The organism is Gordonia sp. UBA7860, from assembly GCF_002500165.1.
Lineage (GTDB): Bacteria > Actinomycetota > Actinomycetes > Mycobacteriales > Mycobacteriaceae > Gordonia > Gordonia sputi.
Genome location: NZ_DLSO01000003.1, coordinates 25,182 through 37,720, shown reverse-complemented (window position 1 = coordinate 37,720; position 12,539 = coordinate 25,182). Strand labels below are relative to the sequence as shown.

Genomic DNA, 12,539 nt, shown 5'->3' with positions numbered 1-12,539 from the left:
GCAGTTGTCGCCAAGAGGCTTGAAGACATCGACGGCCGGGGCGCTAGCAATGTGAGGGAGAACAATGTTCGAACGGTTCACCGACCGCGCACGCCGGGTTGTGGTTCTGGCCCAAGAAGAGGCGCGGATGCTCAACCACAACTACATCGGCACCGAGCACATCCTCCTGGGTCTGATCCACGAGGGTGAGGGCGTCGCCGCCAAGGCACTGGAGTCTCTGGGGATCTCTCTCGAGGGCGTCCGCAGCCAGGTCGAGGAGATCATCGGCCAGGGTCAGCAGGCACCGTCGGGTCACATCCCGTTCACGCCGCGTGCCAAGAAGGTCCTGGAGTTGTCGCTGCGTGAAGCGCTGCAGCTCGGCCACAACTACATCGGCACCGAGCACATCCTGCTCGGCCTCATCCGCGAGGGCGAGGGCGTTGCCGCGCAGGTCCTGGTGAAGCTCGGCGCCGACCTCAACCGGGTCCGCCAGCAGGTCATCCAGCTCCTGTCCGGCTACCAGGGCAAGGAGCCGCAGGAGGCGGGCACCGGCGGTCGTTCCAGCGAGGCAGGCACACCGTCGACCTCGCTCGTCCTCGACCAGTTCGGCAGAAACCTGACCGCGGCCGCCGCCGAGGGCAAACTCGACCCCGTCATCGGGCGCGAGAAAGAGATCGAGCGGGTCATGCAGGTGCTGAGCCGCCGCACCAAGAACAACCCCGTTCTGATCGGCGAGCCCGGCGTCGGCAAGACCGCCGTCGTCGAGGGTCTCGCGCAGGCCATCGTCAACGGCCAGGTACCCGAGACGCTCAAGGACAAGCAGCTCTACACGCTCGACCTCGGTTCGCTTGTCGCAGGCAGCCGTTACCGCGGCGACTTCGAGGAGCGCCTCAAGAAGGTGCTCAAGGAGATCAACACCCGCGGCGACATCATCCTGTTCATCGACGAGCTGCACACGCTGGTCGGTGCGGGTGCCGCAGAGGGCGCGATCGACGCGGCGAGCATCCTCAAGCCGAAGCTGGCCCGTGGCGAGCTGCAGACCATCGGTGCCACCACGCTCGACGAGTACCGCAAGTACATCGAGAAGGACGCTGCACTCGAGCGTCGCTTCCAGCCGGTGCAGGTCGGCGAGCCGTCGGTGGAGCACACCATCGAGATCCTGAAGGGTCTGCGCGACCGCTACGAGACGCACCACCGCGTGTCCATCACCGACGGAGCTCTCGTCGCTGCGGCAACCCTGGCTGATCGGTACATCAACGACCGCTTCCTGCCCGACAAGGCGATCGACCTCATCGACGAGGCGGGCGCGCGCATGCGCATCCGCCGGATGACCGCACCGCCAGATCTGCGCGAGTTCGACGAGCGCATCGCCGACGCGCGCAAGGAGAAGGAAAGCGCGATCGACGCGCAGGACTTCGAGAAGGCCGCGAGCCTGCGCGACAAGGAGAAGCAACTCGTCAACGAGCGCGCCGAGCGTGAAAAGCAGTGGCGCAGTGGCGATATGGACGTCGTGGCCGAGGTCGACGACGAGCAGATCGCCGAGGTTCTCGGTAACTGGACCGGCATCCCGGTGTTCAAGCTCACCGAGGAGGAGACCACGCGTCTGCTCCGCATGGAGGAGGAGCTGCACAAGCGCATCATCGGCCAGGAAGACGCGGTCAAGGCCGTGTCGAAGGCGATCCGTCGTACCCGCGCCGGGTTGAAGGACCCGAAGCGCCCGTCGGGCTCGTTCATCTTCGCCGGCCCGTCCGGTGTCGGTAAGACCGAGCTCTCCAAGGCGCTCGCCAACTTCTTGTTCGGCGAGGACGACGCACTGATCCAGATCGACATGGGCGAGTTCCACGACCGCTTCACCGCGTCGCGCCTGTTCGGTGCGCCTCCCGGATACGTCGGCTACGAAGAGGGCGGCCAGCTCACCGAGAAGGTGCGCCGCAAGCCGTTCTCGGTGGTTCTGTTCGACGAGATCGAGAAGGCCCACTCGGAGATCTACAACACCCTGTTGCAGGTCCTCGAGGACGGGCGTCTCACCGACGGCCAGGGTCGCACCGTCGACTTCAAGAACACGGTGCTGATCTTCACCTCGAACCTCGGTACCTCCGACATCTCGAAGGCAGTCGGCCTGGGGTTCTCGAAGACCGGCTCCGACGGCTCGCAGTACGAGCGGATGAAGCAGAAGGTCAACGACGAGCTCAAGAAGCACTTCCGGCCGGAGTTCCTCAACCGCATCGACGACATCGTCGTGTTCCACCAGCTCACCCAGGACGAGATCATCCAGATGGTCGACCTGATGCTGGCACGCGTCGAGACCGCACTGCGCAACAAGGACATGGCCATCGAGGTCACGGACAAGGCCAAGTCGCTGCTGGCCAAGCGTGGGTTCGATCCGGTGCTCGGTGCGCGCCCGCTGCGTCGCACCATTCAGCGTGAGATCGAGGATCAGCTTTCGGAGAAGATCCTGTTCGGCGAGGTCGAGCCGGGCCAGATCGTGCTGATCGACGTCGAGAACTGGGATGGTGAAGGCGAAGGCGAGGACGCGAAGTTCACCTTCGTCGGCTCGGAGAAGCCTCGCGAGCTGCCCGACGCTCCCGTCGAGCTGACAAAGGCAGGCGAGGGCAAGAGCGACGCGAGCTGATCCCGCGATCCGATCAGATAGTCGGTAGCAAAGAGCCCGGCACCGCACCTGGTGCCGGGCTCTTTGCGTGTCTGTGGGTGAGTCGTCGAAAAAAATCTCGATGCGGGGGAACATGTCAGTGCCGTGGCCGCATCCAATGTAATGACAACGCAGAAAGCGTTGACGACCACCGGAGATCCACTCCTCGAAAGGACCATGATCATGGCGACTGCAAGCTACGACACCAACGGCGACGGCTACGTGGACGTTCAGCTCACCGACACCGACGGTGACGGTTACGCCGACGTCGAACTCCAGGACACCAATGGCGACGGCTACGCAGACGTGCGGTACACCGACACCAATGGCGACGGCTACGCAGACGTGCAGGACACCGACACCAATGGCGATGGGTACGTCGACACGCAGTACGCCGACACGACCGGTGACGGTTACGCCGATGTCGAGAACTACGACACCAATGGCGATGGGTACGTCGACACGCAGTACACCGACACGACCGGCGACGGCTACCTCGATACCGCCAACTACGACACCAACGGCGACGGATACGTCGACGCCAGCTACGGCGCCTAGTGCGCACACGCAGCCGCTGACTCGGTGGCGCCTACCATCGGCGGGATGAAACGAATCGCGCTCGGCGCCACCGATGTCACCGTGCCCAACGTCGTCCTCGGGATGATGCGTATCCAGGATCGCTCCGACGACGAGATCCGCGAGCTCGTCGCGGCAGCCCGCGACGCAGGCATCGACTTCTTCGACCACGCCGACATCTACGGAACAGCTCCCGCGCACGGATGTGAACAACGGTTCGCGGAGGCACTGCGGTTCTCGCCGTCGGAGCGTGAGCAGATCACGATCCAGTCGAAGGCAGGCATCGTCAAAGACGGTCCCTATTACGACTTCTCGTACGACCACATCGTCGGGGCCGTCGACGGGTCGCTGCGGGCACTCGACACCGACCACCTCGACATCCTGCTCCTGCACCGACCCGATGCCCTCGTCGACCCCGACGAGGTGGCGCGCGCCTTCGACGACCTTGCGCAGGCGGGCAAGGTCCGCCACTTCGGGGTCTCCAATCACACGCCACGCCAGATCGAACTGCTGAAAAGGTCTGTGACACAACCGATTGTCGCCAATCAGCTACAACTGTCGATCACCCACGCGCCGATCATTGCGCAGGGCGTTGCAGCGAATATGGCGGGCGAGGAGCAGGCGCAGACTCTCGACGGCGGAGGCGTCCTCGACTACTGCCGACTCAACGACATCACCCTCCAGGCATGGTCGCCGTTCCAGGCGACATTCTTCGACGGCGTCTTCCTCGGATCCGACCGCTACCCGGAACTCAATGCCGTGATCCATGCGCTCGCAGACAAATACGACGTCGCACCGATCGCGATCGCCACGGCCTGGATCATTCGACATCCCGCCCAGATGCAGGTGATACTCGGCACCACCACCACCCCCGCCCGCGTCGTCGCCGCGTCGGAGGGTTCCGACATTCCGCTCACCCGTCGGGAGTGGTATGAACTGTTCCGCGCTGCCGGACACCGCGTGCCGTGACAGTCTCTGCTGCCACACCGGCTGGTCGAGTCCGCGTCCGCTGATCGAGCTTGTCGAGATCACCCTCCCGACGCCGACGATACTAGGATGTGCAAGTATCTGATGTGGACGCTCGACGGACGGCAGTGGAGGAGTGGCACACATGACGGATGAGTCGACGGTTCTCGTCGAGGTGGTCGGACGGATCGGGAGCGTGACGCTCAACAGGCCCAAGGCGATCAACGCGCTCGATCACCACATGGCCCGCGCGCTCCACGGTGCGCTGCGCGAGTGGGCCGACAACCCTGCCATCGACGCCATCGTCGTCGCAGGCGCGGGTGAACGCGGGCTCTGTGCGGGAGGCGACATCGCGGCCATCCATCGCGACGCGTCGAAACTCTCGGCGGGTGGGGGAGATGATGCCGCAGCCGCGGAAAGCCCGTCGGGTCGCTTCTGGGCCGACGAATACCGCCTCAACCTCGACATCTCGACCTATCCCAAGCCGTATGTCGCGATCATGGATGGGATCGTGATGGGCGGCGGTGTCGGGATTTCCGCGCATGGCAACACCCGCGTCGTGACCGATAGGACTCGTCTGGGCATGCCGGAGGTCGGTATCGGCTTCGTTCCCGACGTCGGCGGGACTTTTCTCCTTTCCGGTGTGCCAGACGAACTCGGCACCTTCGCGGCGCTGACCGGCGAAACGCTGTCCGGTGCCGACGCGATCGTCATGGGCCTCGCCGATCACTACGTCCCGGCCGAGAATCTCGACGCCTTCCGCGACGTGATCGTCTCCGACGGCGTCGACGCCGCGGTGGCTCGGTACGCGGCAACTCCGCCGGCATCGGTGCTCGACTCCGAAAGAGACTGGATACGCGAGGCTTTCGCGGCCGACACCGTGTCGGAGATCATCGAGAGGTGCCGGGCAGTCGGCCTCGAGTCGGCCGATCGCGCCGCGGATCGGATCGCATCGAAGAGTCCGGCGTCTCTGGCCGCAACCCTGTACGCGCTGCGCCACAGGGACTCTGACCTCGCGGCGACGCTGCGTCGTGAGTACCGTGTCTCGCTGCGCTTCCTGCAGCACCCCGACATGGCTGAGGGGATTCGCGCCCAGGTGATCGACAAGGATCGCACCCCGGCGTGGACCTCCGATCATGCGTCGGCGGCCGCGTCGCTCGACGCCGTGTTCGCCCCGCTGCCCGCACGGTATGAACTTTCGCTCGACACCACAACGGTCCAGGAGGAATCGAATGTCTGACCACGAGACGATCATCGTCACCAGTGCCGACGGAGTCGGTGTGATCACACTGAACCGACCGAAAGCGCTCAACGCGCTGAACACCACGCTGATGAACGAAGTCGTCTCTGCAGCAGAGCAATTCGACGCTGATCCGGAGATCGGCGCCATTGTCATCACCGGTTCCGAGCGCGCTTTCGCGGCAGGCGCCGACATCAAGGAGATGGCCGACAAGACCTTCAGTGAAGTGGTCAGCGAGTCGTTCTTCGGTGCCTGGGACAACCTGTCGCGGCTGCGCACCCCGACCATCGCCGCGGTGACCGGCTATGCACTCGGCGGTGGCTGCGAACTCGCAATGCTCTGCGACATTCTCATTGCAGGCGACAACGCGGTGTTCGGGCAACCGGAGATCACCCTGGGGGTCATCCCCGGTATCGGCGGTTCGCAACGCCTGACGCGCGCCGTCGGCAAGGCCAAGGCGATGGATCTGATCCTCACGGGTCGCCAGATGAAGGTCGACGAGGCCGAGCGCGCCGGACTCGTCTCCCGCGTCGTGCCCGCCGCTGAATGCCTTGCGACCGCGAAAGAGGTCGCCGCGACGATCGCGGGCACGTCGTCGATCGCTGCGGGACTCGCCAAGGATGCGGTGAACCGTGCCTTCGAGACCACGCTGACCGAGGGCGTGCGCGCCGAACGCGGCTTGTTCTACTCGACGTTCGCCACCGACGACCAGACCGAGGGCATGGCGGCATTCGTGGCCAAGCGCACGCCGGAGTTCCGTAACAGCTGACAAGGGGCCCGCCGCGTCGAGTTGTGCCCTCCGTCATGACGGTCGACGGGTGTGGTCGCGGTGGTCTGCGCGAGGAGTATGGGAAGATCGCAGTCGTGTCTCGACGCCTGTTCCGCCGTGTGGGTATTGCCGCGGGTGCGCTTCTCGCTGCTGCCGCAGTGGTCGTGCCAGGTGTCGGTGGCGGAGACAGCATGTCCCAGGGACCGACGATCAAGCCTGCCGTCCGCGCCTCCGCTGAGACGCCACCCGCGTACGTGGCACTCGGAAGTTCCTATGCCGCAGGCCCCGACGCCGTACCGACGCGACTGAACGTCTGCTTCCGCAGCCCGGACAATTACCCCAATCGGGTGGCCAGGGCGATGCGCCTGCGGTTGGTTGACGTGACGTGTTCGGGCGCGACGACAGAGAACATCGTCGACAAGCCGCAACGATTCCTCGAGCACAAGCAGATCGACGCCGTGACCCGCAACACCGCACTCGTGACCATCACCAGCGGCGGAAACGACATCGACTACATCGGCCGACTACTCGCGATGAGCTGCAACAACGTCGCGAGCGGCGTCGACAAAGCGTTGGGGCCGGCCGCCAGGAGTTGTCACACCGGGCATCGGATTGCCGCGGAACCCACGGACGCCGACTACGCGAAGGTTCAGCGCAAGCTGATCCAGACGGTTCTCGAGATCAAGCTGCGTGCCCCACGTGCGCGAGTGGTCATCGTCGACTATCCGCCACTCACCGTCGCAGGCGAGGCGGCGTGCGATCTGCTGCCACTCACGCCTGAACAGGTCGCGCAGACGGTGCGGATCTTCGACAGGCTCGCGGGCGCCACGGCGCTGGCGGCACACGAGACCGGCGTCGACCTGGTCCAGGCGTCCGTCGCCGGAGCCGACCACACCGTGTGTTCTGCGGAGCCGTGGCTGCGGGGGTTCGCTCCACCGATTCCGTATCACCCGACGACGCGTGGCAAGGCGGGCGTCGCCGACCTCGTCGTCGCATCTCTCGGCGGTCCGGTCGCCTGACCTACGTCCCTTCCCCTGAAAGCCGATTGCCCAGAGAGCCGATTGCCCAGAGAGCCGATGGCCCAGAAAGTTGGGGCATGTGCAGATGACGGGGTCGCCCTAAGGTTTCTTCATGGCCTCGGTCGCCGGGGTCAGGTCGGGGCCAAACCGTCATCGTCGTGCGATGTCATCGTGGATGGAGATCTCGTGGGTGCAGGTTCGTGTGACTGTTGCCGGCGCTGTTGTCTGCCGAGCTCGGGTGCTCTGGGGAGGGGGCCGCGATCGGGGCAGCGTCTGCATCCGACTGTCACATTCCGACGACAGGGGACATTCCGACGACAGGGGACATCTCGACGACGGTGGACGCCACCGCCCACGACGGTCACCGAGAAGGACTTTCCGTCACCTCGGTGATTCCATGAATCCCCGGTCGGTAACCCCCATCTCGGTGACCGTAGTGCGGACGCGGCCGTCGGTGCCGACCCCGATCCACTCGCATCGGTCGTCGGCCTCGGCGACCACGCTGACAGCAAATGTTCGGTGCTGCGGCAGCGCACGTATCCGGACCGCACCGTCCGCGGCTCGGCGGAGCGTGTCGATGATCAGTTCACGCGTTGACTTGTCGAGGGGATCCGGGGCGTCACTGTCGGGGCGGTCGAGTCCGCGGTCGTCGAGCAGGCTGACCGTGATACCCCGACGTCGGGCAGCGTCGACCGCGTCGTTGATGTCCGGAGTGCACAATGCCCTCGAACGCAACAGATCTCGTAGTCGCGCCTCAGTGAGACCGCATTCGGTTCGGGTCGCGTCGTCGATGTACCCGCCGCTGCAGAGTCGCAGCAGGAGAGGCCGGGCGAGCGCGGTCACCGGTTCGAGTTGTCGAGCGCGTTCCTGGGCGGCCGCGCGTGTCGCGGCGACAGTGCCCGCAGCATCCGCGGTGCGTCGTCGACTGTCTGTCAGATCTCGCGCCAGCGTCCGATTGACCCGCGCAAACACGATGCCGATCGCGACGAAGCCGCCGGACGGGCCGATCAGCAGTATCCCGGGAAGTGCGTTGCCCGTCGCGGTGTACGACCACAGACCCGAAACGGCCAAGGCGACGGCGAAGCCGAGAATCGCAGCGGCCGGGCGTCCCCTCATCGCGAGCAACGCCGCCATCAGTGCCGGAGGGCCGGTGACCCACAGCGGGATCGTTTGCGTGGTGTCGGCGAGTGTGAACAGGTAGGTGGTGCACATGAGCGCGGGCACCGCGGCGACGAAGAGTCCCGGCAGTGGCCGCAGGAGGTCTGTTGCGCCACCGACCAGAAACGCTACCGCGACCGCCATCATGGCGATGTTCGCCACCGGGGCCCACCAGGTGACGGAACCTGGATTGAGGGCAGCAGCCACAGCGAGTACGACGATGATCGTCGCAGCGAGCACCCGAGCGGTGGATGAGCGCAGGCGGAGGGGGTCGGGGTCGTCGACACGGACAGGCTCGGCCGGTCTGTGCCAGCCGAGTGCCAAGGTGGTGCCCCTGCCGGGAACCGAATCGACAGCCGCCTCACCGCCGACCCGACGCAACCGTTCCTCGACGGACATCGCGAGTCCGAGTCGCTCACGCGGTACCGTCAAGCGGTCGAAGCCGGGTCCGTCATCGCCGATGGTGACCTCGATCCCATGATCCTCCACGAGTATTCGGCAGAACCGGGTGCACTCGGGCGGAACGTGCCGAAAGCAGTTGCGAGCGGCCTCCGCGGTCGCGCCCACCAGCGCGTCCACGGCCGATTGTGGATACGTCGATCCGGCGGATGTGCGCACGTCGCTGCTCACGGTCATGCCCGGATCGTTGTGCTGTGCGGCCTCGCTGAGCCTGCCAACGACCCCGGCGGGTTCGGGGTTGAGGCCCGATGTTGTCTCACGCAGAGCGTCATCCAGTGCGACCAGCGTTGCGGTTGCACGAGAGGGGAGTTCGGGCGACTCCGGGTCTCGCGAGGCCTCGAGCAGAGTGGACATGATCTCGTCGTGGGTGATCGCCCGCGCGAGCGCGCGTTCGGCCAACCGCGCACGGGTCGCAGCGGTCTGCTCGGCGAGGGCGATTTCGGCGGCGGAGTTGCGGTCGAGTGTGGCCGCAATGCTCAGCCCGGACACGCCGAGTGCGAACGGCACGATGGCGAATGCCGCACTGCACGCGGCGTCGGTGATCATCGTCGCCGGCGACGAAACCCCTTGGGTCACATTGCCGGTGACCTTGATGGTGACCGCGCACACGATCAGATACAGAGCTGCCGGAGCGGGCTTCCACGCGATCATCGCGCAGATCGTGCCCAACACCACGAAGGGCCCGAGCCAGTAGACGGTGGCATCGTCGAGCGGCGTGCCGTTCCACGCAGGCCACCAGAGGAGTTCCGCCACGAGCACACCGAGCGCTCCGAGAGCGGCCCACCGTCGGAGCCGGAGTGGATTGGACGAAACCAAACAATGAACTCCGACGAGGACGCCTGGAAGTGCCGCACAGATCAACGCCGTCGGAGTCCACCACCACGCCGATATCGAGTGTGCTTGCGCTATTGCGGGAATCAGGAACGGAATGAACACGCAGTAGGCCGCACCCGCAAACAACCCGTAGTAGCGGAGGGTTCGAGAGACGGCTGTTCGAGAGACAGCGGACTCCGGGGTAGGCGATCGGAGCGCAGCATTCTTCGGCAGCCGCCCCGCATCAATCCGACGGGACTCGGACACCGACCGATATGGTCGGGGGAATCGCCGCGCGTTCACCGCCCGCATTATTCCCCTCAGCGCTCATGCTGTCTTGTAGAGAGAGTATTCCGACCACTTTCTGGAAGAAGGACTATCCCATGGTGAATTCGGAAGAATCCGAGAGCCGCATCGTGTTGCGGCGAATTGGCGTCATCGACGATCACGATTCGGTGATCGAAGGCCTACGGGGCTTCTTCGCGGACACCGATGACCTGCGCTTGGTGGTCGGCGCGCACACCGTCGGAGACCTCCTGGCTCAGCTCACATCCGACTCTCCTGACATGGGCCTTCCACTCGACCTGGTCGTCCTCGATCTCAGGCTCGGTGACGGGTCGACGCCCGCGGGCAATATCGCCGAGCTGTCGGAAGCGGGGGTATCGACACTCGTCTACACCTCGGGAGACGAACCGTATCTGGTCCGGGATGCGGCTGGTGCAGGGACTCTCGGCGTCGTCCGCAAGAACGCAACGAAGACCGAGGTGTGCGCGGCTGTCCGTACGGCAGCGTCGGGGTCTACCGTCGTATCGATGGATTGGGCTGCGGCGCTCGACTCGGACCCGCAATTCGTCGACCTTCCCACGCGACTGAGAGAAGTGTTGGAACTGTACGCATCGGGCGGCTCCGGGGCTCACGTCGCTCGTGTCATGGGGCTCTCTCCGGACACTGTCAACAAATACATCGAGCGCATTCGTAGCAAATACCGCGAGGTACATCGCGACGCTCCGACGAAGACGGACCTCTACAAAAGAGCTGTCGAGGACGGCTGGCTTCCTATGCCGCGTCGGAATCCGCCGAAATAGCCGCCTCCGATACGGCAATTGTGTCCCCAAATGATGGGGCTTTCCAGTGTTCGCAGTAGTTGGAATCGTCTGGCAACACGATGACCCAGACGAGATCTAGCGGTTCGACTCGCAGGGTAACGGCGGCGGTGGCGGGTGCGGGGATCGGTGCTGTGTTGTGGTGGGGAGGGCAGGCGGCGATCGCTTCGGTGGCACGGTGAACTCCGACGGCAAATATGCCTACGTCGGCGAGACGCTTGCGAACAAGGTGGTGAACGTGATCGACCTCGATCCGGCGAGTCCCACCAAGGGCGCCGTCGTTGCGAGTATCGCCGTTCCAGGTGAGCCCGGCGGCCTGACGATGAGCCCCGACGGCAACACGTTGTATGCGACCACCCTCGACGACGTCGTTGCCATCGACGTCGATCCGCAGAGCCCGACCTACAAGCAGGTCCTCGGGACGTACGCGGTGAGCGCGAAGCCGTACGACGTCGCGCTCACCCCGGACGGCACGCGTCTGTACACCGCCAACTCCGATGACACCGTGAGTGTGATCCCGACGGGCGTCGTGACCGGAACAGCGCGCGGCTCGGACGCTGACGGAGACACACTGGCCTATTCGGTCAGTGGCCAGCCGGCCCACGGCGCGGTGGTCATCGATCCGATGACTGGCGCGTGGACCTACGCACCCGGCGTTCCGGGCGCGAGCACCCCCGACAGCTTCGTCATCACGGTCGACGACGGCCACGGCGGCGTTGCGTCGCAGACGGTCACGATCAACGCCCTATCGGTCTCGGTGTGATGTGCCGATTCACCCGGCGGAATGTCATTCGCTTGGAGGGATTCGTGTCCTTGTGGACATCGGATCGTGGACAGGCCCCAATGTGTGACACACTAGAAGTCGGGTCGTCGAACTGACGGCTCAGCAAAACAGGAAGAGAAATTGCATGACTCAGGGCACCGTCAAATGGTTCAACGGCGAGAAGGGCTTCGGCTTCATTGCTCCCGATGACCAGAGCCAGGACGTGTTCGTTCACTACTCCGCCATCACGGGCAGCGGCTTCCGCAGCCTCGAGGAGCAGCAGCGCGTCGAGTTCGACGTCGAACAGGGCGCCAAAGGACTTCAGGCCACCAACGTGACCGCTCTCTGATCTACATCAGACACCGGTAAAAAAGCCCCGACGATGTCGTCGGGGCTTTTTCGTGCACGCTGGTTTTTTCAGACCGGCTGTTCGGTGAACTCGTCGTCGCGGTCGCGCCACTGATGCCACGCGACGATCAACTCCGAGAGGGCGAGCAGCGCTCCGATCGCGGCGAAGAGGTAGCCGGCCCAGACGTTGAACACCTCTGAGGCGATCACTCCGCCGACGATCGCCACCGCCGCGACGGCCAGCGATCGGCCGACATTCTGCGATCGCCAATCGAGGCGATTACGACCGGTGGTGATCAGACTGATGGGGCTGCGTCGAAGCACCTCGACCACGAAGATGGTTGCCGCAACGGTGGCAGCGTAGGCAAAGACCACGCGCGGAACACCGGGCCACGACGCCGGTGCGATGGTGGGCAGCAGTGCGCTCAGCGCGAGGGGATGCGCGAGGTAGATACCGAACGATCTGTCCGACGCCGTGCGGAGGATCTTGTCGGGGACCGACCCCGGTGTTCGACGCCGCTGCCAGATGGTGCCCAGGCAGTACAACATCATGATGATCGCGATGAATGCGTAGACGTTGTGCGGCAGGAACACGTTAGTGGCGCGCGCGACGCTCGTGCCGGTCGACGTGATGTGCAGGTAGTACGCCAGCGTGGCGCCGATGGTCGCGACACACGCCGCGAGAAGTGCCCAGCG

11 protein-coding genes are annotated in these 12,539 nt (G+C 65.0%); 9 read left to right on the top strand and 2 right to left on the bottom strand.

Annotation, left to right across the window (positions count from 1 at the left end):
• Positions 1 to 64 precede the first annotated feature (64 nt).
• From B3T59_RS00275 to B3T59_RS00250, 6 genes are all read left to right on the top strand, one after another.
• A complete protein-coding gene (locus B3T59_RS00275; RefSeq protein ID WP_251721825.1) occupies positions 65 to 2,611 on the top strand; it encodes an ATP-dependent Clp protease ATP-binding subunit in 2,547 nt (848 codons plus the stop codon).
• A 201-nt stretch (positions 2,612 to 2,812) separates the two neighbouring features.
• Entirely contained in the window at positions 2,813 to 3,187 is a 375-nt protein-coding gene (locus B3T59_RS00270) for a hypothetical protein (RefSeq protein ID WP_251721826.1), read from the top strand.
• Positions 3,188 to 3,232: 45 nt separating this feature from the next.
• Positions 3,233 to 4,174: an aldo/keto reductase gene (locus B3T59_RS00265; RefSeq protein WP_287001211.1), complete on the top strand. Its 942-nt coding sequence runs from the start codon at positions 3,233 to 3,235 to the stop codon at positions 4,172 to 4,174.
• A gap of 142 nt (positions 4,175 to 4,316) precedes the next feature.
• Positions 4,317 to 5,411: an enoyl-CoA hydratase/isomerase family protein gene (locus tag B3T59_RS00260; protein WP_287001210.1), complete on the top strand. Its 1,095-nt coding sequence runs from the start codon at positions 4,317 to 4,319 to the stop codon at positions 5,409 to 5,411.
• Positions 5,404 to 6,180 (top strand): enoyl-CoA hydratase, encoded by a 777-nt coding sequence (locus B3T59_RS00255; RefSeq protein WP_287001209.1) that lies wholly within the window; start codon positions 5,404 to 5,406, stop codon positions 6,178 to 6,180. The genes B3T59_RS00260 and B3T59_RS00255 overlap by 8 nt, the downstream gene beginning before the upstream one ends.
• A 95-nt stretch (positions 6,181 to 6,275) precedes the next feature.
• Entirely contained in the window at positions 6,276 to 7,199 is a 924-nt protein-coding gene (locus B3T59_RS00250; RefSeq protein ID WP_376782607.1) for an SGNH/GDSL hydrolase family protein, read from the top strand.
• 381 nt (positions 7,200 to 7,580) lie between these two features.
• Here B3T59_RS00250 and B3T59_RS00245 read toward each other — a convergent pair whose 3' ends face one another.
• Positions 7,581 to 9,752: a sensor histidine kinase gene (locus B3T59_RS00245; protein ID WP_251721831.1), complete on the bottom strand. Its 2,172-nt coding sequence runs from the start codon at positions 9,750 to 9,752 to the stop codon at positions 7,581 to 7,583.
• Positions 9,753 to 10,012: 260 nt separating this feature from the next.
• Here B3T59_RS00245 and B3T59_RS00240 point away from each other — a divergent pair, with 260 nt between their 5' ends.
• The 3 genes from B3T59_RS00240 (at position 10,013) to B3T59_RS00230 (ending at position 11,844) form a co-directional block, all read left to right on the top strand.
• Complete coding sequence (locus B3T59_RS00240) at positions 10,013 to 10,714, top strand: response regulator transcription factor (RefSeq protein WP_287001207.1); 702 nt, start codon at positions 10,013 to 10,015, stop codon at positions 10,712 to 10,714.
• Positions 10,715 to 10,874: 160 nt separating this feature from the next.
• Positions 10,875 to 11,495: an Ig-like domain-containing protein gene (locus tag B3T59_RS00235; protein ID WP_287001206.1), complete on the top strand. Its 621-nt coding sequence runs from the start codon at positions 10,875 to 10,877 to the stop codon at positions 11,493 to 11,495.
• A gap of 145 nt (positions 11,496 to 11,640) precedes the next feature.
• Complete coding sequence (locus tag B3T59_RS00230; RefSeq protein ID WP_005207466.1) at positions 11,641 to 11,844, top strand: cold-shock protein; 204 nt, start codon at positions 11,641 to 11,643, stop codon at positions 11,842 to 11,844.
• Between the two features lie 68 nt (positions 11,845 to 11,912).
• On the opposite strand, the gene B3T59_RS00225 is transcribed toward B3T59_RS00230, so the two are convergent.
• On the bottom strand, positions 11,913 to 12,539 hold a 627-nt coding region (locus tag B3T59_RS00225), incomplete at its 5' end, for an acyltransferase family protein (protein ID WP_287001205.1).

What these genes read in the sequence shown, in the direction of transcription:
- B3T59_RS00275 (WP_251721825.1), top strand. Translation starts at nt 65, where the DNA reads ATGTTCGAACGGTTCACCGACCGCGCACGCCGGGTTGTGGTTCTGGCC.
- B3T59_RS00270 (WP_251721826.1), top strand. Translation starts at nt 2,813, where the DNA reads ATGGCGACTGCAAGCTACGACACCAACGGCGACGGCTACGTGGACGTT.
- B3T59_RS00265 (WP_287001211.1), top strand. Translation starts at nt 3,233, where the DNA reads ATGAAACGAATCGCGCTCGGCGCCACCGATGTCACCGTGCCCAACGTC.
- B3T59_RS00260 (WP_287001210.1), top strand. Translation starts at nt 4,317, where the DNA reads ATGACGGATGAGTCGACGGTTCTCGTCGAGGTGGTCGGACGGATCGGG.
- B3T59_RS00255 (WP_287001209.1), top strand. Translation starts at nt 5,404, where the DNA reads ATGTCTGACCACGAGACGATCATCGTCACCAGTGCCGACGGAGTCGGT.
- B3T59_RS00240 (WP_287001207.1), top strand. Translation starts at nt 10,013, where the DNA reads ATGGTGAATTCGGAAGAATCCGAGAGCCGCATCGTGTTGCGGCGAATT.
- B3T59_RS00230 (WP_005207466.1), top strand. Translation starts at nt 11,641, where the DNA reads ATGACTCAGGGCACCGTCAAATGGTTCAACGGCGAGAAGGGCTTCGGC.